At 38.5% G+C, this 24,629-nt stretch carries 18 protein-coding genes; 4 read left to right on the forward strand and 14 right to left on the reverse strand.

Going from position 1 to position 24,629, the window contains the following annotated elements; translation table 11 throughout:
- Positions 1–45: 45 nt before the first annotated feature.
- The 7 genes from I2F17_RS06260 to I2F17_RS06290 all read right to left on the reverse strand — a co-directional run bounded on the left by I2F17_RS06260 (position 46) and on the right by I2F17_RS06290 (position 9,490).
- Complete coding sequence (locus I2F17_RS06260) at positions 46–1,284, reverse strand: styrene monooxygenase/indole monooxygenase family protein (protein WP_211139365.1); 1,239 nt, start codon at positions 1,282–1,284, stop codon at positions 46–48.
- A 34-nt stretch (positions 1,285–1,318) separates the two neighbouring features.
- Positions 1,319–2,104 (reverse strand): SDR family oxidoreductase, encoded by a 786-nt coding sequence (locus I2F17_RS06265; protein ID WP_211139366.1) that lies wholly within the window; start codon positions 2,102–2,104, stop codon positions 1,319–1,321.
- 17 nt (positions 2,105–2,121) lie between these two features.
- Entirely contained in the window at positions 2,122–3,372 is a 1,251-nt protein-coding gene (locus I2F17_RS06270; RefSeq protein ID WP_211139367.1) for a dienelactone hydrolase family protein, read from the reverse strand.
- 337 nt (positions 3,373–3,709) lie between these two features.
- Positions 3,710–4,705 (reverse strand): aldo/keto reductase, encoded by a 996-nt coding sequence (locus I2F17_RS06275; protein WP_211139368.1) that lies wholly within the window; start codon positions 4,703–4,705, stop codon positions 3,710–3,712.
- Positions 4,698–6,062 (reverse strand): LLM class flavin-dependent oxidoreductase, encoded by a 1,365-nt coding sequence (locus tag I2F17_RS06280; protein ID WP_211139369.1) that lies wholly within the window; start codon positions 6,060–6,062, stop codon positions 4,698–4,700. The genes I2F17_RS06275 and I2F17_RS06280 overlap by 8 nt, the downstream gene beginning before the upstream one ends.
- 76 nt (positions 6,063–6,138) lie before the next feature.
- Positions 6,139–8,322: a TonB-dependent receptor gene (locus I2F17_RS06285; protein ID WP_211139385.1), complete on the reverse strand. Its 2,184-nt coding sequence runs from the start codon at positions 8,320–8,322 to the stop codon at positions 6,139–6,141.
- A 109-nt stretch (positions 8,323–8,431) separates the two neighbouring features.
- Positions 8,432–9,490, reverse strand: a complete 1,059-nt coding sequence (locus I2F17_RS06290) for an ABC transporter substrate-binding protein (protein WP_211139370.1) — start codon at positions 9,488–9,490, stop codon at positions 8,432–8,434.
- A gap of 467 nt (positions 9,491–9,957) precedes the next feature.
- On the opposite strand from I2F17_RS06290, the gene I2F17_RS06295 reads away from it, so the two are divergent.
- The 3 genes from I2F17_RS06295 to I2F17_RS06305 all read left to right on the forward strand — a co-directional run bounded on the left by I2F17_RS06295 (position 9,958) and on the right by I2F17_RS06305 (position 13,626).
- Positions 9,958–11,568, forward strand: coding sequence for an ABC transporter permease (locus tag I2F17_RS06295; protein WP_211139371.1), 1,611 nt, complete (start codon positions 9,958–9,960; stop codon positions 11,566–11,568).
- 11 nt (positions 11,569–11,579) lie between these two features.
- The gene (locus tag I2F17_RS06300) at positions 11,580–12,389 is read left to right on the forward strand and encodes an ABC transporter ATP-binding protein (protein WP_211139372.1); all 810 of its coding nucleotides are present in this window, start codon (positions 11,580–11,582) and stop codon (positions 12,387–12,389) included.
- A 583-nt stretch (positions 12,390–12,972) separates the two neighbouring features.
- A complete protein-coding gene (locus tag I2F17_RS06305) occupies positions 12,973–13,626 on the forward strand; it encodes a Crp/Fnr family transcriptional regulator (protein WP_211139373.1) in 654 nt (217 codons plus the stop codon).
- A 235-nt stretch (positions 13,627–13,861) separates the two neighbouring features.
- Here I2F17_RS06305 and I2F17_RS06310 read toward each other — a convergent pair whose 3' ends face one another.
- The 3 genes from I2F17_RS06310 to I2F17_RS06320 all read right to left on the reverse strand — a co-directional run bounded on the left by I2F17_RS06310 (position 13,862) and on the right by I2F17_RS06320 (position 19,449).
- Positions 13,862–15,856, reverse strand: coding sequence for a 2-oxo acid dehydrogenase subunit E2 (locus tag I2F17_RS06310; RefSeq protein WP_211139374.1), 1,995 nt, complete (start codon positions 15,854–15,856; stop codon positions 13,862–13,864).
- Between the two features lie 3 nt (positions 15,857–15,859).
- Positions 15,860–18,574 (reverse strand): pyruvate dehydrogenase (acetyl-transferring), homodimeric type, encoded by a 2,715-nt coding sequence (gene aceE, locus I2F17_RS06315; RefSeq protein WP_196421763.1) that lies wholly within the window; start codon positions 18,572–18,574, stop codon positions 15,860–15,862.
- Positions 18,575–18,819: 245 nt separating this feature from the next.
- Positions 18,820–19,449: a M23 family metallopeptidase gene (locus I2F17_RS06320; protein ID WP_211139375.1), complete on the reverse strand. Its 630-nt coding sequence runs from the start codon at positions 19,447–19,449 to the stop codon at positions 18,820–18,822.
- A 96-nt stretch (positions 19,450–19,545) separates the two neighbouring features.
- Here I2F17_RS06320 and I2F17_RS06325 point away from each other — a divergent pair, with 96 nt between their 5' ends.
- Positions 19,546–20,004 (forward strand): DUF721 domain-containing protein, encoded by a 459-nt coding sequence (locus I2F17_RS06325; protein ID WP_196421765.1) that lies wholly within the window; start codon positions 19,546–19,548, stop codon positions 20,002–20,004.
- A 54-nt stretch (positions 20,005–20,058) separates the two neighbouring features.
- Here I2F17_RS06325 and lpxC read toward each other — a convergent pair whose 3' ends face one another.
- The 4 genes from lpxC to I2F17_RS06345 form a co-directional block, all read right to left on the reverse strand.
- On the reverse strand, positions 20,059–20,961 hold the full coding sequence (gene lpxC, locus I2F17_RS06330; protein ID WP_211139376.1) for a UDP-3-O-acyl-N-acetylglucosamine deacetylase: 903 nt from the start codon (positions 20,959–20,961) through the stop codon (positions 20,059–20,061).
- A gap of 124 nt (positions 20,962–21,085) precedes the next feature.
- Positions 21,086–22,273: a cell division protein FtsZ gene (gene ftsZ / locus I2F17_RS06335; RefSeq protein WP_196421767.1), complete on the reverse strand. Its 1,188-nt coding sequence runs from the start codon at positions 22,271–22,273 to the stop codon at positions 21,086–21,088.
- A 165-nt stretch (positions 22,274–22,438) separates the two neighbouring features.
- Positions 22,439–23,707 (reverse strand): cell division protein FtsA, encoded by a 1,269-nt coding sequence (gene ftsA / locus I2F17_RS06340; RefSeq protein ID WP_196421768.1) that lies wholly within the window; start codon positions 23,705–23,707, stop codon positions 22,439–22,441.
- A gap of 97 nt (positions 23,708–23,804) precedes the next feature.
- Positions 23,805–24,626, reverse strand: coding sequence for a cell division protein FtsQ/DivIB (locus I2F17_RS06345; protein WP_196421769.1), 822 nt, complete (start codon positions 24,624–24,626; stop codon positions 23,805–23,807).
- Between the last annotated feature and the right edge of the window lie 3 nt (positions 24,627–24,629).

Below are 24,629 nucleotides of genomic sequence, written 5' to 3' on the forward strand. Positions count from 1 at the left end.
GGATGCGCTATTTTCTGACTCATCATCAACTCCATTGTCTTTTACTTAAGCAACTTGCTTGACGTGGCTTTGTTTAATAAATTGTTTGGCACTTTCAGCATCAAACCACCACGGTGAAAAATCAACAGGATGATCAAAGTTATTAGCAATCTCTGATGCAATTGTTTGATTACGACTGGCTTCCATTAAAATTTCGATCATATGAGGTGTTGGTGGTGCCAATAAACTGTTGGTCCAAGCCACCACTTTTTCAGCATACTCCCAATATTGGTCGAATGTTTTTTGCATCCACTGACTAGAAAAATCTTGATCTGCTTGCGCCAAAATGGCATCAAAATAAATTTTGCTACACTTGGCTGCATTATTAGACCCTTGACCTGTAATTGGGTCATTGACCACCAATGCATCTGCCATACCAAAAACTTTTCGACCCGATGGTAGTGTAAGAATGGGTTGACGAATGGTTGGGGTGAATCGACCAGCTAAATAACCATTCTGATCATTTAATTGAATATCTGAACAACGCTCATATTCCCAAGGCACATGCTTTTTAAGAATATTTAAGCTCATTTCAAGATGTTCTTCTGCTGTTTTAACCTGTTGCCAGCAATCCATTTCACCACCAGGTATTCCTTCAAAAACCATAATGTCGCATGGGCCATTCACGCTTAATGCAGGAAAACTAAAATACTCACCCACGCCCGGAATCACATTAAACGTTACTTTTGAGTATGGAGATAGAGGTTTCATTCCCTGAACATAAGTTAATGCTAAAGCACGCTGTGGTTGATCAAAAACACTCTTTTCATCATCACGTGCAAATTGCTTCACGACTTCGCCTTTGCCTGCAGCAAGTAACACCAAATCATGGTTTGAAGTGATCTCTTCTAACTCTTGAATACCCACATCTTGTATAACAATTTTTCCACCTTGCTCTTCAAATGTTTTCATCCAGTATGGCATTTTGACACGCTGATCTACAGATTGAGCATATCGTTTTAATCTTGCACTCCATTCAAACACTTTGGTTTTTTCGTCATTGTTGACGATAGTAAAACCAATTCCCTCGACCGAAGGGCAAGCCTCTTCCCAAAAATTTAGTGCTAAATCTCGTTCTGTTTGTAAGGCAGTATGAAACATACATTGACTTGACATCACACGACCTTGGGCAATTTGTTCTGCTGTACGATTGGTAAAAATCGTCACATCATATCCCATGTTAATCAGGCCTAGACTGAGCTGTAATCCAGATTGTCCTGCACCCACAATTGCTATACGACGCATATAAATCTCCTCATTTTTCTTTTATCAATGGTGTTTATTTGGCTAACCGCGGGATTGCTGGTTGATTGGTTTCAGGCCCCATGACTGAATATCCACCATCAACAGCATAATCAGCGCCTGTCACAAAACTCGCTAACGGTGAGAGTAAAAACATCACCACCTGTGCCACTTCTGCGGGGTCACCTAAACGGCCTAAAAGGTGATAATCTGCACCAACAGCATCTGCTTTTTGACGATCATTACCGCTGACTTCAGCAATAACTCTTGACCATGTCCAGCCGGGAGAAACTGAATTGACACGAATGCCATCGACTGCAAAATCCATTGCCATTGCCTTAGTTAATGCACACATGGCAGCTTTAGATACTGGGTATAACCAACGTCCTGTTTGTGCATATTTGGCAGAAATAGAGGTGAAATTCACCACTGAACCTTGTGTCTGTTTTAAATCGCTATAAACCGCTTTAACCAGCTCAGCCGATGACACAAGATTAATATCAAGTGCTTTCAGCCAATCTTCTCGACTTGACTCAACACCTTTATCTAGATAGGTACATGCAAGATTTACAACATGATGTATATGACCAAATCGGGTCTGTATTTGCTCTATTGCTGTGTTAATTGCATGATCATTGGTTAAATCGGTTTGGATAAAAAATGCTTGTTCACCACATTTTTGTACTACTTGTTCACCTGCAGTATCAATATCTAAAATCGCGACAGATGCACCTGCGTTAACCAATGCTTGAACTAATGCTTCACCAATCAAGGTTGCACCACCACTCACTACAACTGTTTTTTCTTTAAAATCAAATGTCATGCCATGCGCTCCTACATTTATATGATTGGTTTATTTTCACTAGATGACCATGAAGGCATGAGCGTATTTGAAGGAATGTTTTCGTTGAGTAATTTGTGAGCAGTTTCTGCACCTGCAACAGGAAGACCTGTTGGATCGAGTAAACCAATTTGTACTAATACAGATGCTTGATCCCAATAAATATGTTCATGACATAGTTTTGACCCTCTAAACTGAATCACACCAAGCATAGGTATTTCGACATATTTTCCTGTAGGTTGAACGCCCGGAAGTAGCCAATCAATTTCACTGTCGTGAGTAAAGCTCATAATGAATTCATCAACCACTTGAGTAGATCCAACTGTACGAGAAAGTGGTGTTAACTTCATATCTTGAGGATTTTGATGCACAAAGTGATAACGATAAAAACGTGCTAATTGGCTGTATCCCACACCACCGGTTAACGTTGGAATATGATTCACATAAGGTTGAGCCACCATAGTGGCCATCGTTGCAGGCACATCTCTGGTTTCAAATTCATGCTTAATGTGTTCTTCCCATAGTGCAACCAAATTAAAATAAGGTCCTACTGTGTCATGAAGTGCTGTAATGGTTCGTTCGTGGGCAATTTTTGCTGATGGTTTATGATAATGTGCGCTTTCCGGACGAGCAAAAGCGTGATCTACACCATCGTAAACATGCACATTCACATGCGGATATTTTTCTGCGGCATCTATAATTTGTGCACGTGCATCTGGCGGAGTAAACTGATCAAGTTCAGCAATATGTAAAACTAAACGCCCTTTGAGTTGTTCTAATTCATGTAACGATTTTTCTAGACCAACACCATAATACCCGACTGCACAAGCCACTTCAGGAATACGACATCCTGCTAAAAATGCAAGTTTTCCCCCCAAGCAATATCCAACAACACTCACCCCAGTCGTAGTGTCACAGCTTTCTAAGGTCTTTAAGTAATTAAGACTATCTTGAATGTCTTGCACACCAAGATTTTCATCATATGTTTGATATAATTCAAAGGCTTTTTCAAAATCTTCTGGTGTATAACCCAATTCAATATTGGCTTGCTTACGCCAAAATAAATCTGGCACAAGTACGGTATATCCTTCTTCAGCAAGAAAATCTGCTTTTTTGCGCATGACATCATTAACACCAAAAATTTCTTGGCACAAAACAATACCCGGACCACGCTCATCGGCTGAAATACTCAGATAGGCTGAAAACAACTCACCGGATTGACTTTTTATTTGAACATATTGACCAGACATCATTTACACTCCAGATATTCTTATGTAAATCATCATGGAATGAAGTCGTCAATTTAGCTGTCCAAAAGATGCAGGCTTTATCCTTTTAATGCAAATATCTATTTTTAAATCAATAGCGACCTATACAAAACCATCTATTTCAAAATAAGTCATTGTTTTATTAAATAAAAATACATTTAACTTTGATACAGTGGTCAGTATTTTTATGCTCTAGTCGAGTGCTAAAGATTATTTACATCCGTTTATCTCATCATTCTTCATGCATTTTTTGTCTGATCCACATCAAAAAAGGGGTGCAATCATGCATCCCCCTTTTGATGTAAGCACCATACAATATTTATTGTTTCGTAATCTGATCAATCATCCGTAATTCGTCTGCACTAAAATCTAGATGATCTAAACTTTTCAAATTTTCCAAAATTTGTTGACTTTGACTGGCACCAATAATCGTTGAAGTCACGGATTTATGGCGTAAAACCCATGAAATTGCAAGTTGTGCAAGTGTTTGCCCACGCTGTTTTGCAATCTCATTGAGTTGATTAATTTGATCTAAAATTTGAGGTTGTATATGTTCTTGAGTTAAATATTGACTACCTCTAGCCACACGAGAGTCATTAGGAATACCATTTAAATAACGTCCACCCAATAAACCTTGTGCCAACGGTGAAAAAGTGATTAAACCAAAATTTTCACTTTCTGCTGCGGGTAAAATATCTTTTTCAAGATCACGATTCAATAAATTATAAACAGGCTGATGAATCGTCATTGGTACATTGTACTGTGCCAATAACTGAGTAAGTTTAGAGGTTAATTCAGGCGTATAACCCGATGAAATACCAATATATAACGCTTTTCCTTGACGAACAAAATCGGCAAGTGTTTGTGCCGTTTCTTCAAGTGGTGTGTCTGCATCATATCGATGTGAATAAAAAATATCGACATAATCTAAGCCTAAACGATTTAAACTTTGATCTAAACTGGCAGTTAAATATTTACGCCCACTGCCACCCTGACCGTAAGGGCCAGCCCACATATCCCAACCTGCTTTTGTTGAAATAATTAATTCATCACGATAGCGTTTAAAATCATTTTTTAAAAAATAACCAATATTTTTTTCTGCACTGCCAAATGGTGTTCCATAATTGTTGGCTAAATCAAAATGATTAATTCCATGGTCAAATGCGGTATAAAGTATCTGCTTTTGTTGCTCAATTGCCGTATTATCACCAAAATTATGCCAACATCCCAAAGAAAGTGGTGGTAAGACCAAACCACTGTGCCCGACTTTACGATATTTAAATGATGTGTAACGGTTTTCTTCTGCTTTATACATGAGTGGCCTCTTTCATATTGGGTGCATTTAAATTGAAATGACTTCGTAAGGTTGTTCCTTGATAGGTCGTTCTAAAAATTTGGCGTTGTTGTAAAATAGGCACCACCAAATCCACAAAATCATTAATACCAGTTTCAAGTAATGCAGGCATAATATTAAAACCGTCGGCAGCTTGATTGTGAAACCAATATTCAAGCTGATCTGCAATATATTCTGGTGTACCAATCAAACTAAAATGCCCACGGCCTGATGCAACTCGCTGATACAGTTGTTTGACCGTTAATTGCTGCTCTTCACTTAATTTGCTTAATAATTCTTGGCGACTTTGTTGCCCTGTTTGTGTTTTTTTTAATGTAGGCAAAGGAGCATTTACATCTAGCTGTGACAAATCGAAATTACCCAACATACGTCCAAGCAAGCCTAAACCTACCTCTTCATCAATTAAATCATCTAAAATTTTTTGCTGATCTAAAGCTTCTTGTTGTGTTTTTGCCACCACAACATACACACCCGGTAAAACACTCAATTGATCTGCTGTACGGCCATATTTTTTAAGGCGTTGTTTCACATCTTTATAAAATGCTTGAGCAGATTTAAAATCAGGTTGTGCAGTAAAAATAACATCTGCAGATTGTGCCGCCAAATTACGCCCCCGCTCAGAACTTCCTGCCTGTACAACAATTGGATGTCCTTGCGGACTTGGTGTCACATTGAGTGGCCCATCCACAGAAAAATATTGTCCGCGATGCTTTAATGAATGTAGTTTTTGTAAATCAAAAAATTGTCCTGTTTGTTTGTTTTTTAATACCGCACCACTGTCCCAACTTTTCCATAAACCATTCACAACTTGAAGAAACTCTTCAGCACGGACATAACGATCTTTATGTTGCACATGTTCTTCAGCATTAAAATTTTTCGCTTCTGTGGCCAAATCGGTGGTCACCAAATTCCACCCTGCTCGACCATTAGAAATCAAATCTAAAGACGCAAATTTTCGTGCAATATGATACGGCTCGTTATAGGTGGTTGTAGCTGTACCAATTAATCCAATATATGACGTTCTAGCACCAATTGCCGATAAAATCGTTAACGGTTCAACCTCATGGCCACGTGTTTTTCCCGATTTCACCACGTTAGGGTCAACAGCCAAGCTATCTGCAAAAAAAATAGCATCGAATTTTCCACGCTCTGCATGTTGAGCTGCGTTTATATAACGTTCAAATGCCGAAATATGTAGTTGACTCTGTGGATGACGCCAACTTGCAACATGATGGCCAAAACCATCTACAAACAAATTCAAATGTAATTGACGCTGACGATTTGTATTGTGTTGATTTCGTTTTTCTTGAATACCCATAACCATCATCTCATGTTTAAAATATTAAATGTACGCATAGATTTTTTTTCACGAACTAAAGTGAATCGATGCACGATTAAAAGTTTTTATGAAATGAAAGACCAAAATAACGTTGGTCATCACGAGGCACTTGTCGTGTAATACGATTACCATTGGTACTGAGTAATGTGGCATATGATTTATCTAAAATATTACGAATATTCAATGCAATACGCCAATCATCAGTCGTATCATTCAATGCAATACTGGCATTCCACAATCCATAAGCAGGCTGAATCGTATTTGGATTTTGATCTAAACTAAATTGTGTTTTACTTTGCCATGTATATTGTGTAGAAAAATCAATGCGCTTGTGCTGATTAAATGTGTAGTATTTATCAACTTGTACATTCATTTTCCAATCGGGTGCAAATGGCAAAGTTTGACCATTTACATTTGGACAATTGCGATCTGACGCAGGGCATTTAAAGTCATCTATACGGGCATGTGTATATGCTGACGACAATGTAAATATTAAATCTGGATTATATTTATAAGAACCATCGAACTCTACACCTCGTGTAGAAACATCGCCTGCATTGAGGAGTCGTGTAATGGGAAAGCCCGTTGGGTCTAAGGTTCGAAAATTGGCCTGATAGTTTTTATATTGGGTATTAAAAATTGCAACGTTTGCCACTAAACGTTGATTAAACCACTCCGTTTTTAGCCCGAGTTCAAACGAGTGAGATGTTTCAGGATCAATCACTGGTGTATCATTGGCCTGCATATTAAAATATACATTGTATGCTGGGCCTTTGTATCCTCTTGAATAGGTCAAGTAACTATGAATATTGGGTGTGAAATCAAACTGTGGCCCAAGTCGACCTGAAATACCTGTTTCAGAAGTCGAACCTGAACTTGCAAATGCGGATCGAATGGCATTTCTAACCCCAATCTCTTGAGGTACTGTAGAGGTTCGTTCATGCGTATATGAGAGCTCATCACGCGTGACTCGCAATCCAGAAATCCAACGAAACCGATCCGAAAAGTGCCACGTTCCTTCGCCAAAAATTGCATAATTTTTACTATCTGTACTGTAATTGGCTTGCCCTAAATCTGAGCGATAATTTTGGAGAGTCGTGTTATACCACTGAGATTGTCTGTGATAATATTCATCATTTTGGTTTTTTGCAAAGTATAGACCTGCAACATATTCAAACAGCCCAAAATCTAAAGGCTTAATACGAAATTCTTGTGAATACTGCTTGCTATTTACATGGCCTAAATCAGCAACATCGGCAAAATTCACCGTTGCCTTGGCCAATTGATCGCTGTCTGCGATTTGATTATTTTTCCACTGCCGAAATGCGGTAATCGATGATAATTGATATTTCTCTAACGTCCACTCTGCGGTTAAAGCCAGCCCATAATTGCGATCTTCTGTTTTAGCACTTTGGTTTTCTACAGTATCACGATTATCAAATGACACTTGAACAGGAGCCAAGGCTTTTGCATAATTAGTGTCTGTATTTTTCACCACAATACCCGTGGGTGCCGTGGCTTTTTTATACATATAATCTGCGGTTAAACCAAACACTAAATTATCTTGAGCTGTATATTCAAACTTACTTCTAAATCCATAATTATGATAACCATTGACCTCTTTTCCTGTGGTTAAATTATTGACATTACCATCATAACGACCAACTAAAGCAGAAATATTTGCTTTCAATACCTCAGGAATAAGCGCATTAGATGCCCCAAGTTTTAATCGTTGCTCTCCATCATTGGTCACATACGTATCGATGTAACCCGATGGATATTCTGTTGGATTTTTGGTCACAATATTAATGACACCTGCCGTTGCATTTTTTCCAAATAAAGTGCCTTGTGGCCCACGTAATACTTCTATACGATCAGTATCTAATAAATCTAAAGTGGCCTGTCCGGGACGACTATAAACCACACCATCAATCACTGTTGATACCGATGACTCAACCCCAGGTGATGTTGAAATCGTTCCTACACCACGAATAAATAATGAAGTATCTTTATTCGATGCACCTGCACGAAAGTTCACCGAAGGAATGTCTGAAACAATGGCTTCCAATGAACCTTTTTGTTTTTTATCTAGTTCTTGCCCACTAATCACAGAAACAGCCACAGGAACACGTTGTAATACTTGTTCTTTTTTAGTTGCTGTCACAACGACTGTCTCTAATTGCTGAACATGTTGTGTGTTTTGATCTGTTTGTGCAGCAGCTAAGGCATGCATACTCATGACAATACTTTGTGCTAAAAGGCTTATTTTCACCCCTCGTATGACATGCTTTTTGCATCGATTCATTTTAGATGTACGATATGATTTCATGAATGTTCAATCTCTTTGATTATTTTAAATATTGATAACGATCTGTTGCAGACCAAAAATGTTGTAATTTCAGATTTATGATTGCAGTATTTACAAACTGCTGATTCACCCATGTTTTCACATCAATACTGTGACGAATTAAACCCTGAGATTGAGCTAAATTCACCTTTTGTTGCAGTTGGTCATTAAAATAAGGATCAAATAATGGTGAATATAAAAATTTTAAATTTACACCATGCAATTCTTGCGCATAGACTGACGCAGGATAACCAGATTGAGTGAAAAACAACGCCACTTGCGGGATTAAATGGTCATCTTGTGACAACCAATTCAAGCCATTAACCACCTGATTTACAATCTGTTGTGTTTCTTGAGGGTATTGTTGAATAAATTCTTTTCGCCCTAAAAATACGCCCTGTGATGCGCCTGCTCCATTGAGTTGTTTTGTGCTTATCGGTAGTTTTACAATACCTTTATCACGCAGAGAAAAAAAACGTGAAGGCCCCCAAGATGCATCAATTTTTTTCGCCACGAGCGCTGCATTCACCGCATTAAAATCTAAATTAATTAAATGAACATCTTTGGTGGTTAAACCCTGACTTTTTAAAGCTGCCACTAAGGAAATTTCATCGGCAGTCCCACGTAAAATACCCACACGCTTTCCTTTTAACTGCTGTAGCGTATGAATATCGGCATCCGCGCGAACTGCCAAATAGTTGGTTAAACCACGTGTTGTTGCCGCCAACAACTCCGTATCTAGACCACCTGCTTTACCAATAATTGGGGGTAAATCACCTAAAAAAGCAAAATCAACTTGTTTATTGGCCAATGCTTCATTAATTGCAGGGCCTGCACCTTTAAAAAAATACCACTGTACTTGTATATTTTGTTTGGCAAATTCTTGTTCAAGCCATTTTTTGGTATACAACACATCAACAACGCCACCTGCCGCATGTGAGTTTGTGGTACTTAAATCAGGCGATGCAATTCGAATCACACTTAAGTTTTGTGCAAAAACAACTTGAGCCAATAACCAAACAAATAATGCCATGATTGGTTTTAAAATAAAGTTTTTCATGTTTCATACCACCCCTATGCTAATATTAATGACTGAACGTCAGGATATTCGTTACGTGGTGCAATGAAGCTGTGTTTGATCTTTGAAGCATTATTGCCTTGAGTCAAAGGCATACTCGTTATTTTTGTTGGATAATATGGGATCTTGGCTACGTACATTTCACTGTCCATCACTTTAATTTCGCCAATTATAAGTGGGTTATTTATGATAAATATGTCTATTAATTTACAGATATTTTCTTATTTTAAGCATACTTTATAACAATACCTTATAAATAAAAAATCATTATGATCAATATCTTATAAAAAAATATTGAATATACATAAAAAATATTTGTACTTCTTAAATGTAGATAAAATTTGTATAAATATAAACATTCTTATTTGAAGAGGAGGATTAATATGACACCTTATATTTAGCCAGCATCGTCATAAATATATTGATATTATTTTATTGGATGTCCTGTCATGAGATCGTTATTACTTAAAAAAAATGTAATCACTCACCTACAAAAGCAAAAAAACAACTCTACACCTCCTTTTATATTTGCCAGTTATCATTTTGCACTTGCGATGATTGTTCCATGTTTATTATTGGTGTTATGGTTTATTACATCAAAATATCATTGGCTTCCTGAACAAATTTTAGCAACACCACAACAAACATGGCACAGTTTGATCACGCTTGCGCATCAAGACTTATGGCAACAATTAAGCATTAGTTTAATACGTCTTGCAGAAGGGTTAGCTTTAGGCATTATTGGTGGGCTATTGCTTGGAATATGCATGGGATACAGTACATCTGTAGAAAAATATCTGTCTACCACCTTTTATGCGTTGGCGATCATTCCAACATTGGCATGGATTCCACTACTCATTGTATGGTTAGGTATTGAAAATACACTAAAAATTTTTATTATCTTTAAAGCAACACTTATTCCTATATGTATCCATACACAAGTGGGTGTACGTGACATTCAAATTAAACTCAAAGAAGTTGCTCAAACACTGCATTTAAGCCCATCACAAATTTTATTAAAATTGATTCTACCCTCCATTTTACCCCATTTTTTTACAGGATTACGCCTTGCAGTGGCAGCAGCATGGACGACCTTAATCGTAGTTGAGCTTTTAGCATCTTCTGAAGGCATTGGCTATTTAATGGTGACAGGTAGACAGCTTTTTCAGATGGATATTGTTTTTGTTAGTATTGTGGTGATTGCCTGTGTCGGAATTATACTCGACCAACTTTTAGCATATCTTGAAACACGTTTTATCTTTTGGCCGCATAGCACAGTGGCTGCACATAGCCATTCATCCCAAAAAGTATTTTCTGATTATTTACGAGCCAGTATTATCCCTCTGTGCTTGCTCGTGATTTGGGTATTTATCAGCAACTTCCATCTCATCACAACGGATATTTTACCAACACCTTGGAGTGTCATACAGGCATTATTTGGAGGATTTACCGATCACTCACTCACAGATGCGCTACAACAAAGCATGTATCGAGCCATGCTTGGCTTACTTTTAGGCGGAAGTTTGGGCATTGTTTTGGGTATAGTATTGGGTCAGTTTAAATTATTAGAACGCTTATTTGCCCCTACGTTAAATACCTTTCGTTTAATTGCAATTTTTGCATGGATTCCCCTCATTACAGCATGGTTTGGTTTAACTGATTTATCTAAAATTATTTTTATTGCATTGGCATCTTTTTTTCCATTATTTATTGCCACTTGGCAAGCAATGACTTGGCGTCCAAAACATTTAATTGAAATGAGTGCTGTACTCAAACTGAATCACGCTCAACTGTTATTTAAATTTATTCTTCCTAGTATTGCACCTGCTATTTTTGCAGGACTTCATTTGGCGTTACTGTATAGCTGGATGGCTTCATTTGGTGCTGAATACCTCATGGGCTCAGGTATTGGAATCGGAAGCTATATGATGGCAGCGCAACAAAGTTTTGAGATGGATCGTGTTTTTGCTGGCACTTTTCTCATTGCAATGATTGGAATTTTTTTAAATTATATCGGTTTATATTTAGAAAAAAAATGTACATCTTGGCGTAATAATTAATGGTGAACTCTATGAATACAACGATACATTTTAATGACTCAAAGCATTGTTGCAACACAGATATCAACACTCCTTTTGTTGAATTTCAACACGTACATAAAAGCTACCTTGTTCATCAACAACCCATCAAAATTATTGAAGATTTTAATTTAAAAATATTTGAAGGTGAATTTATTGCGATTGTTGGAAGTAGTGGTTGTGGAAAATCTACATTATTACGCTTGCTTGCGGGATTAGATCAAGAGTTTGAAGGTCAAATTCAAATTGAATCAAAAAATATTCATCAGGTGAGAAATGATTGTGCCGTGGTATTTCAAGAGCATCGATTGTTTCCTTGGCTGAATGTAGAGCAAAATATTGAACTAGGTATTCTCAATAAAAACATCTCTAAAGTAGAAAAAAAACAAAGAATTCAACAAAGTATTATCTCCATTGGTTTACAAGGCTTTGAAAAAGCCTACCCTCATCAACTCTCAGGTGGAATGGCACAACGTGTATCTATTGCACGCAGTTTAATTACACAGCCCAAAATATTTTTACTAGATGAACCTTTTGGCGCACTTGATGCACTGACTCGGCATCAAATGCAACAAGAGTTATTAAGAATTCATACTCAAGAAAAAATCACCACCATTTTTATCACACATGATGTTGAAGAAGCCGTGAGCTTAGCTGATCGTGTGGTTATTTTAAAACCTCACCCGGGTTGTATAGAGCAAATTGTATCCATTGATTTACCAAGGCCACGTAATCGCATTCACCCTGAGCTCAATCAACTCAAAGAGCATATATTTCAAAAATTAACCCACCATTTAAATTAATATATAAATTTAACCCCCACATGAAGTCGCATCAAATTCACGAATATCTGCTATTTTTCGAGTATCAATGCGTCTATTGGGTGTAATGTAAGTGGCTAAAAGATTCGATAAAAAATTTGATGATCTTTTTTTCTTAAAAGAACACGTGTTAAATCATAAGATCGCTTTGAACCATGCCAAACTCATGGCTACAATTGAACAAAAGATATAAATATATATCATTTTTTTCATACCACATTGGCACTCAACACCTTTTCATCTTAAAACTTAAGATATTGTTATACATGTATTTTTTATTTATAAAACACAAAAAGTATGACTTTATCTTTTTTTTAATTTGCATAGATAAAATTCATCTGAATGTTATGTTTTATAAAAATAAAATATGAATTAACGTATGATTTTATAAAATAAAATATTGGAATTTTTTATGCTTGAATGTGTAGAAGCACGGTCTGCCTCACCATATTATTTCAACGATCATGGCTTATTCGAAGAAATATCAAGTAATCACTTAACTCATATGATACCGTTTCAAAACTATAAAAAATTAGCCGAAACGACACTTTTGAAGTGTAGTTTTATGCAATATTGCACAGCGAGTGAAATTGATTTTCTATTTAAAAATATTAAAATTAAGCATTTTCATCAAGATCAAACCATATATGAACGTCACAGCCGATGTGATGAAATGATAGTGATTTTAAATGGCACTTTAAAATTAGGATGGAATGCATACGATGGACGTTATATTATTCATCGTTTTATTCCCAGTGGTGCGTTGCTCAATATTTCTTATTTAATTACTCATGCACCTTTTGAACATCAGTACATTGCTCATGAAGCTACTAGTTTAGCCATCATTCCCGGACATATTTTTCAAACACTCATTCAAAGTAATTCCCAAGTGATGTATCACATGTTACAGCTTGTTTGCCAACGAACGCGTCTACTCGATAACGATATTTATCATCAAAATGCGCAATCTTTACGACAACAAATTGCCCGTCAATTACTGTATTTGGTTGAATACTTCACGTTAGAACAACATGGAGAAATCAAACTACTCATCAAGCTCTCGCAAGAAAATTTTGCTGAACTTCTTAAAATATCTAGACAAAGTCTGCGTAAAGAATTGCGTTGGTTTATTGAGCAGTCAATCATTACAACACAGTATAATCAAATGATTATTACTGACATAACACAGCTTCGAGCACTTATTAGTGAAGCAAATTAATTGGTTTTTGAGTATATTGAGGTGACATTTAAAGCATGACCCTCTTTTAAAATCCTTAACACACTTCACAACAGCAGTAAAAAAAGCATCAAAATATCACATCTAACAATAGTATTTTTTCTTTAAAATTTTTTAATATTTGGCGAATTATCAATAATATCAAACATCAAATTCGCTGAATGACTCAATAAAAAAGGCTCTGATCAACAGAGCCTTTCAACAGATAAATAATGATTTAGAGTAATAAAGAACGAATATCTGCAAGCAGTTTCGTTAATTTGTTACTAAAGCGTGCTGCATCTGCACCATTAATCACACGATGGTCATAAGACAATGACAATGGCAACATTAAACGAGGCTCAAAGTCTTTACCATTCCATACAGGTTGCATCGTTGCAGGTGAAATCCCTAAAATTGCCACTTGTGGCCAATTCACAAGCGGTGTAAACGCTGTTCCACCAATGCTACCTAAACTGGTAATTGTAAAATTCGCACCTTGCAAATCTTTTGGAGATAATTTTTTCTCACGTGCCTTTTTACTGAGCTCACCCAGTTCAATTGCAATGTCTTTAATTGATTTTTGATCTGGATTACGTAGCACAGGGACGGTTAAACCATCTGGAGTTGCCACTGCAATACCCATATGTATTTCTTTACGAAGCAATACAGATTTTTGATCATCGGCCAAGTGCGCTGCAAAATATGGCTCTTCTTTCAACAGGTGTGCAAGGGCTTTGGCAATAAATGCCAAAATCGTCAAGCTAATTCCTTGTTGCTTAAAGCCACCTTTGAGCTCGCCACGCCATGCTTCAAGTGCCGTAATATCAGCTTGATCAAACTGAGTCACCTGTGGAATAAAGTTATTTAAACACAGTTGCGGTATAGACACTTGTTGTAAGCGTGTGAGTGGTTTTTCTTCAACCCCTCCATGCGCTGTAAAATCAGGTAATTTTGGTAAGCCTGATGAAGCAGCAGGCGTTGCTTTCTCAATCACTTTTGGTGCTTCAGTCAAACGACCTTTCACATATGCAAAAACATCATCTTTCATAATGCGGGCATGTGGCCCCGATGCTTTCACTTCTGCCAAGATTACACCAAGCTCACGAGCTAATTTACGAACAGCAGGCCCTGCATATACTTTCGCATTTTCTGCTTGTTGTGCTTTGGTCAGCTTTTCTGTACCCGATGAATCAGAAGCTACTGCTGTTTTTTCCAAAGATGGTTCTGGTTCTTTTTGAGCAGTTGGTGTTGACGCTTGTTCAGGTTCAGGGGCTTTGTCTTCTGTACTTGACGTTTCGCCTTCTGCCTCTACCGTGGCAATTTTAATGCCTTGATGAACATCTTGACCGACTTCAACATGAATCGACTTAATCACACCTGATGCAGAACTTGGTACTTCAACAGTCGCTTTATCAGATTCAACCACTAAAATACTGTCATCTTTTTCAATGCTGTCACCAACTTTGACTAAAATTTCAGATACCGCAGCTTTATCTACCCCTAAATCAGGCACAACAATATCTATTTCACCTGCAGGTTGCTTGTTTTGTGCAGGTTGAGCAGGTTCTTGCTGTTTTGAACTAGAGTTTTGTTGTGGCGCAGACGTTTTATTCACCTGTACAGGGGGCACTTCGGCCGATTGATGGCCTTGTGTTTTCAACGTAATTAAAAGTACGCCTTCTTGAATGGTATCACCTTCTTTTACAGCAATACTTTCAACAGTTCCTGCTTCCGTACTTGGTACTTCAACAGTGGCTTTATCAGACTCAACAACAACAATGCTGTCATCTTTTTCAATATTGTCGCCCACTTTTACCAATATTTCACCCACAGATGCTTTTTCCACACCAATGTCGGGAACTTTCACTTCAACCACTTGAGCTTGAGATGTTGGCTTAGATTGAGACTCAGCTTTTTCTTGCAATACCGTTTTTGTCTTACTTGGTTGGGCAGGTTGGCTGTTTTCTTTTGCAGATGGTTTTGCTTCAGATGTGGCCTGATCACTCTCATGATCTAACTCAACGAGTGGCGTACCCTGAGCAATCTCATCACCCTCTTTAACCAAAATCTTTGTCACTACCCCTGCTGAAGTGCTTGGCACTTCAACAGACGCTTTGTCAGATTCAACCACAACAAGACTATCATTTTCAGCCACGGTGTCGCCAACTTTGACTAAAATTTCTGCAACTGTGGCATGATCTACACCAATATCAGGTGTTTTGATTTCCATGGTTTAGTTCTCCTCACCTGATTGCTCTTGATATGCAGCAACAGCTTGTACTTCAGGATGCGCTTGTGGAGCCCACGCAACAGGACGATCTGTTTCGAGTTCAAAAGAAGAAATAGCATCTTTCACTAAACGATTTTCCACTTCACCTTCGTCTGCCAATTTCTTAAGCGTTGCCACCACAATATGAGCTGCATCTACACCAAAGTAACTACGTAAGTTTGCGCGAGTATCTGAACGACCAAAGCCATCTGTACCCAATGTGACATACGGGCGATTATCTGGTAAATAAGCACGGATTTGTTCGCTATAAGCGCGCATATGATCCGTTGCAGATAATACGATTCCGTGTGTACCACGCAATTGTTGTGATACCCAAGACTCTTTTGTTTCGTCAGTCGTTGGATGTAAACGATTGTATTCGTCACACACCATACCGTCACGAGCAAGCTCGTTAAAGCTTGTTACACTCCAAACATTGGCATGAATTTGATATTCTTCACGTAAAATAGTTGCCGCTTTCATCACTTCACGTAAAATTACCCCAGAACCTAACAATTGGACTGTGGCTTTTTCATCTTCTTGCAACAAATACATCCCACGCTTAATCCCTTCTTCTGCACCTTGTGGCATCGCTGGGTGTTCGTAGTTTTCATTCATCAAGGTTAAGTAATAAAACACACGTTCTTGTTCTTGATACATGCGTTTTAGACCATCATGCATAATGACTGCAAGCTCATAACCAAAACAAGGATCATACGCTACACAGTTTGGAATCGTACTGGCTAAAAGATGTGAGTGACCATCTTGGTGCTGTAGACCCTCACCATTGAGCGTTGTACGACCCGCTGTTGCACCAAATAAGAAGCCTTGTGCTTGTGCATCGCCTGCTGCCCATGCAATATCACCAATACGTTGGAAACCAAACATAGAGTAATACATATACATTGGAATCATTGGCAAGTTATTGGTTGAATAACTGGTTGCCAACGCAGCCCATGCACTCATGGCACCTGCTTCGTTAATCCCTTCTTGCAACATATGACCATCTTTTGCTTCACGATAGTTCATGAGCTGTTCTTGGTCTTCTGGAATATAATTTTGTCCGTGTGCTGCATAAATACCCAGTTGACGGAACATTCCTTCTAAACCAAAAGTACGTGCTTCATCTGGAACAATCGGTACAACATGATTTTTCAGTGCTTTTTCTTTTAAAAGTGCTGAAATTAAACGAACAGACACCATGGTCGTAGATTGCTCTTTACCGCCACTGCCTTTGAGTACAGCATCAAAGACTGAAAGTTCAGGAATAGGCAGTGCCACGCTTTCTTTACGGCGTGCAGGTAAATACCCTCCTAAAGATTCACGATGAGCTTTTAGGTATTTCATCTCAGGTGAGTTTTCACTTGGTCGATAAAATGGTAACTCTTCAAGCTGTTCATCATTGAACGGTAAATTGAAACGATTACGGAAATACTTTAATGACTCTAACTGCATTTTTTTGATTTGATGCGTTTTATTTACCGCTTCAATTTCATCAGATAAGCCATACCCTTTCACTGTTTTTGCTAAAATCACCGTAGGTTGACCATTACTTTGAGTTGCTGCTGTATACGCTGCATGTACTTTGTATGGGTCGTGTCCACCACGGTTTAATGCATCAATATCTTCATCACTTAAATTTTTGACCAACTCAGCCGCTTCTGGATATTTGCCAAAGAAATGTTCACGAGTATACGCGCCACCTTTGACTTGATAACGTTGATAATCACCATCAACCGTTTCATCCATACATGCTTTGAGTGCACCCGATTTATCTTTATCGAGTAGAGCATCCCACTGACGTCCCCAAATGACTTTAATGACACGCCAACCTGCACCGCGAAAGATCGACTCAAGTTCTTGGATAATTTTACCGTTACCACGTACAGGGCCATCTAAACGCTGTAAATTACAGTTCACCACCCAAATGAGGTTGTCTAGTTTTTCACGACCTGCCAAGGAAATCGCACCTAAGCTTTCTGGCTCATCCATTTCACCATCGCCAAGATACGCCCATACTTTGCGGTCTTCTTCTTTAATTAGACCACGATTCATTAAGTATTTTTGAATATGTGCCTGATAAATGGACATGATTGGCCCAAGCCCCATCGATACCGTTGGGAACTGCCAATAGTCAGGCATGAGGTATGGGTGTGGATAGCTTGGCAAACCATTGCCATTGACCTCACGACGGAAGTTACTCAATTGCTCTTCAGTCAAACGGCCTTCTAAAAATGAACGCGCATAAATACCCGGTGCACAGTGTCCTTGGTAGTAGATCATATCTCCACCAAAATGATCACTATTAGCACGGAAGAAGTGGTTAAAACCGACATCGTACAACGTTGCAGATGATGCAAAGCTGGCTAAATGCCCCCCGAGGTCATCACCTGTTTTGTTGGCACGAAGTACCATCGCTAAGGCATTCCATCGAATAAGTGCACGAATACGGCGTTCCATATCTCGGTCACCTGGCATTGCAGGTTGTTCTTCTACCGGAATGGTGTTCAGATATGGCGTGTTTAGGCGCTGAATAGGAACATGTTTTGCAATTGCTTGTTGGTATAACTTTTCTAATAAAAATGCGGCACGATCTGTACCCATGTGTTTTAAAACTGAGTCAAAGGCATCTTGCCATTCTTGGGTTTCTTGTGCGTCGGAATCACCATAGTACGCCATATTTCACCTTTCCTTCATCGTTAATCGATAGCCACATCTATTTTTACCATGTTTTTATAGCGGCATGTAATGGCTAGATTTAAATACAATAGCAAAATAACATTTAGTAAATAAATACTCAGCAAACAAGTCGCTTTTTTTACACAAAAAAAATCGCCAATATGGCGATTTTTCGATAGACAGTCTTTCGTACAGTTTATGTCAATTTACACCATACTCATTATAACTGAAATTTTATACAGATTTTATGGCAACATTGCTAAATAAGTTCCCGGATTCTTGCGTATACCGTCAGCCACGATTTCAAAATGTAAATGTGACCCTGTACAACGTCCTGTACAACCCACTTTAGCAATTTCTGAACCTGCTTTTACACGATCACCCACACTCACCATTAGTCTCGATGCATGGCCATAGCGTGTTAAATACCCATTACCGTGGTTAATTTCTACAAACTGTCCGTAGCCTGACACCCAGCCTGAACGTGTCACAACCCCTGTACCAGAGGCATAAATAGGCGTGCCTGTTGGTGCCGCTAAATCTAGACCTGAGTGACCTTCTTTTTTACCAAACATCACACGTTGGCCAAAATTCGAGCTCACTTTTGCACTTGCTGGCAATGGGCTTTTCGTTAACCAACTCATAATATCTTTTGAAGATGTTTTTACAGCGCTTGATTTATTACTATTACGCAACGTAATATGAGTACTCATCTGCTTTGGATCTAGACCTGTATCTTGAGCATAAGAACCTTCTGCAAGGGTACGCTCTAAACGATCTGTCTTCGTCACAGATAACTGAGTATTATCCATCAAATCTGCAAACACAGCAGGTGACGAAACAATGACTGACAGCGCAAACAAAATACGTCGCATAGTAAACCTCTAAAATCGTGACTCTTAAGTCGGGCAGTATCTTAAACTCAGTGCATCAGCATTTAAGCTTCGTTTAATACAAACAAGAGAAAATATATGGCTCAACCACACCTGTTTTTCAAAAATCTGCAAAAAGACCAGAAAAGTAGCGCCGCCAAATCTCTTACACAACATGTTTTATCTTGGCAAAAACTAACCCAGCTGCTCCAACCGATTTTGCCTCAACCTGAGCATTGGCAAATCGCTTGTTATCGCCACGGTATTCTCACACTCTCAGGTGAAAATCAGGCCATGGTCAGCAAAGTTGGTTATTTACAAAAACATTATGTGCAACAACTTTCACGTATTGAAGCATTCAAAGATTTACAGGAGATTCATGTTCGAATACGAACAAAAAATGTAAAAAAAACCCATGAAGTCGTGCCCCAACCATTGTCTACAGAAACACAAAATATGTTAAAAAATGCAGCCAAGATGGTGAATGACCCTAAGCTTAGCCAAGCTATATACAACTTTGCAAGTCATAGAAACAAAAAAGCTCATTATGAATCATAATAAGCTGTATATATATTTTAATGTATTTTTTAATAATCGTTAAATTTTAGCCATTTAACTGACCGACACATAAGGAATCGGACATTGATTTACGTCATCAAATGTTACAATTTCATAGCAAGATGGATCAGATTTAACATTGCGTAATAATTGGTTGTTCAGCGCATGCCCTGATTTGTAAGCATCAAACTTAGCAATAATTTGATAACCTAACAAATATAAGTCACCAACAGCATCTAAAATTTTATGACGCACAAACTCATCGTTATAACGCAAACCTTCTTCATTGACCACACCATTTTCATCAACCCCAATGGCATTTTCCAAACTTGCACCCAGTGCTAAATTATTCGCTTTTAAAAAATCGAGATCTTTCATAAAACCAAACGTTCGAGCATCGCTCACTTCATACACAAAGGTTTCTGTAGAAAAATCAATGGTTGCAGATTGGTATTCTTTTGCAAATGCAGGGTGATTAAAGTCAATGGTAAAATTCAGTTGGAAGCCCGAATGTGGAGTAAATTTTGCCGTTTTATCGTCAATCATTGCCTCTACAGGCTTGAGTATACGAATAAATTTCTTTGGCGCATCTTGTTCCATTAATCCACCTTGCATTAACAAGTAAATAAATGGTCCTGCACTGCCGTCCATAATCGGTACTTCTGATGCCGACACTTCAATAATGAGATTGTCTATACCCAAAGCAGCAATAGCACTCATGACATGCTCAATGGTACCTACTTTAGCATCATCTTGTATAAGATTTGAGCACATAAATGCTTCTTGTATAAGCATTGCATCTGCGGGTAAATCTACAACAGGATCTAAATCAATACGACGAAAAACAATGCCCGAATCAACTGTGTGCGGCACAAAATTGATCATGACTTTTTGTCCGCTATGTAAGCCAATTCCACTGGCTCTAACAACACGTTTGAGGGTACGTTGCTTTAACATCTATACTCATATTCCACACCAATAAAACCGCTATACGTTAGCACATTTCGCCATTGATAAAAAATAAAAAAGGTAGGTTCAGTACCTACCTTTTTTCAGATGATGTCTATTGAATATACCAATACTACTTACCTTGTTGTTTTTTAAGGTATTCTTGTATGCTAATTCGATTTGGTCGACCTGTTGTTTGTGTGTTGTCTGCACCATTTATTGCAGGTTCAACCCCTTGTTGTTGTCTCTGAATCGCAGGAACGTCTTCATCTGGCACGGTATTTGTCTGTGTTTGTGCCATGTGTGCTTGCTGGGTTTGGTTCACTTTTGGAGTTTGTTGTCCTGTATTTCGCGTTAAACCTGTTGCAATTACAGTTACACGAATTTCATCTCTGGCTTCAGGTTCAAATACTGTACCAAAGAATACATCGCCCTCGTCTAAATCTACAATCTGATTGACCACATCAGTAATGGCTTTGGTTTCGCTCAGTGTAATATCATTACCACCTGTGATATTAATCAATACACCTTTGGCATTCATAATATTTACATTGTCAAGCAATGGACTACGAATAGCCAAGCGAGCCGCTTCTTCAGCACGGTTTTGACCTGAACCTTTTCCTTCACCCATCATGGCATATCCACGTGTACTCATGGCATTTTTAAGGTCAGCGAAGTCGAGGTTAATATGACCTGGACGCACCACTAAGTCAAAAATACTACGTACTGCACTTAAAAGCACATCATCCGCACGACGATAGGCTTCTTGCATGGAAATATCACCATAAACATTAAGTAAACGTTCATTTGGAATAATGATGAGCGAATCTACATATTTTTCGAGTTCTTCAATGCCTTTTTCAGCCGACTTTTGACGGCGACGACCTTCAAAACTAAATGGCGTTGTGACGACACCTACAGTCAAGATTTCCATTTCTTGTGCAATTTCAGCCACAATTGGTGCAGCACCTGTGCCTGTACCACCGCCCATACCTGCGGTAACAAAGACCATATCTGCATCTTGTAATTGCTGACGAATCTGTTCGCGGCTTTCTTCTGCAGAGCGTCGACCAACTTCAGGGTTAGCACCTGCACCTAAACCTCGTGTGCTTTCTTGCCCAAGTTGAATTTTATGAGGTGCACTCATACGATCTAATGCTTGCTTGTCCGTATTTGCACAAACAAAACGTACACCTTTAATGTCGGATTGCACCATGTGTTGTACAGCATTACCACCTGCACCACCTACACCAAATACAGTAAAACGGGCTTGACCGTTACCTTCGGTTTGTTCATCTTCTAAAAGTTCAAATGACGGCATGACCTTACGTGTTCCTAATGTTTAGCAGTGTGCAAACAACATTTACTGCCTTTAATTTTTAAATGGGTTGCGGTTTGTTTAAAGAATGAAGTGACAAACCAAGTTTTGTCAAGCATCAGTCCAATGACTTACAACAACCGTACAATGACTACCTAACGGAAAAAGTTAAAAAATTGCTTTAAGTTGTGCCTGAAAGCGGTCCCAACCATTTTTTAAACGGCTTACCAATGTTTTTGCTCCCACATCAGGCTGAATATCTATGGCATCTGCAGGTTCTTTTTGGCTATACAACAACAAACCAATGGCGGTTGCGTATTGTGGTCGTTTCAGTACAGGCAAAAGATCATCGGTTGCGGTCACACTTGTAGGTAAATTACCAATGTGCACTGATACACCAAATAATCGTCTTGAAAAACTCACTATACCTTCTATTTGGCTTGCTGCACCGGTGAGTACCACACCATGATACAGCCCCCCGATCGCACCATTTGCAGTTAAATCTTGCCTCACGGTTTGTAAAATTTCATCATAACGTGCAATGATAATTTCACTCAATTCAATACGGCTAATGGTTTGTGGCCCTTCAATACCTTTGACCTGTACCATATGGTCTGGTTTTACCATTTCAAGATCAACACAGCCATACAATAGTTTCACTCGTTCAGCTTCTTCTGTTGTTGTTTGTAAAACTGCGGCTATATCGTGTGTTACGCTATCTCCTCCTGTTGCATAGGTTTTAGCAAACACCAAATGACCCTCTAAGTATACTGCAACATTTGTTGTTCCTGCACCAATATCTATCAAACAAACGCCGTAATCTTTTTCATCTTGTAACAAACTGGCTTCTGCTGTTGCTAAAGCGCATAAAATCGTTTTTTCAACACGAATATTTGCACTTTTCATGGCACGATCAAAGTTTTGCATTTCATTAATTGGTAACATCATCAATTGATAATGACCTGAAATTTTACTGGCACCCAAGCCAACAGGATGCGTAACCCACTGTTCAGAGTCATCTAATTGAAAACCTAAAGGAACAGCACTGGTTAAATACAACTCTGGCTCTTGCTCTACTTTATTCTTTTTTGCAGACTCCAATACAGCAACCACCTCACTGGTGGTCACAATACGCTCACTATTTGTAATGTTTGCATGCCCTTGTGCATAAAAACTTTTTAAGTCAGCACTTGGAATTGATACCCAAGCAGAATGTATACGACATTCTGTCATGTCTTCAACATCAGACACCGCTTGCTTAATCGAAGCAATCATTTTATCAAGACTTGTAATTTTTCCTTTTTTCATCCCTTGATTTCGGGCAGAGGCCATTCCCACAACTTCTATGTGGTCTGGTGCGTGTACTTTTGCAATAAGTACCGAGACTTTGTGTGTTCCAATATCTATTGCTACCACCGAAGGAACAGCGTCATTCATTACCTAATACCGTTAACTTATAGTTTAAGATTATTTATTTAATAATTATGTATATAGCTACACATTATCACCCTGAAAGTGTGTTATCTGCAAGAGTTCAGCTACGATTCGTTACAACAAACTGACCATGCGATACAGGGGGTGTGCCTTTCCATTGTATAGATAATCCATTTCTATATCTTAAATCTACTGTTGAGATTTGTGACCATACAGGTTGTAAATCTTGTCCTGCCAATTGGCTTAAATGTTGTAACTTACTCATCGTTTGGTCTTGATCTACAATGAGTCGCAAACCACTGTCAAATTGCATAAACCATGTCATACGTTCAGTTAGATATAATTCAGTTAAGTGTAATTGATAAGGACGAAACAATTGATTAATCTCATGATAACGACGCATCATAAAAGGTGCCTGATTCACAGGCCCATGTAGTAAGGGCAAACTTTGATGATCTTGTGGCGTTGCCTCTTTAAAAACAACACCCGCATCGCTGAGCAACCGTCCTGTCCCCCAACGTGCCACCGCATGCCGAGGAATAATACGTACTTTAATTGCATCAGGCCATGCTCGAGAAACAACCACCTGATCAACCCAAGGTAATTGCAAAGACTGATCACGTATTGTTTCCAAATCGACTGTAAAATAGTTTTTATTTACAAATGGCTGAATGTTTTGTATTAAAGTGTGTTCTTCTACAGATGAACGTGTTCCAACAACCTCTAAATTTGCAACACGTGCATCGGTAAATACTTTATAACTTCCGTAGGCTCCAACAACTGCAATACATGCTGCAAAAAGTAAAATAATCCAACCACCAATGTGGATCAGACGATCTTTTAGTGAAGGGGGTTTGTCATGGATTGATGTTACTGCTGCCGCTTTTGGCTTGCGACGCATTGAAGCGGGAAGTTGCGCCATCTG

Source organism: Acinetobacter baretiae, from assembly GCF_015627105.1.
Taxonomy (GTDB): domain Bacteria; phylum Pseudomonadota; class Gammaproteobacteria; order Pseudomonadales; family Moraxellaceae; genus Acinetobacter; species Acinetobacter baretiae.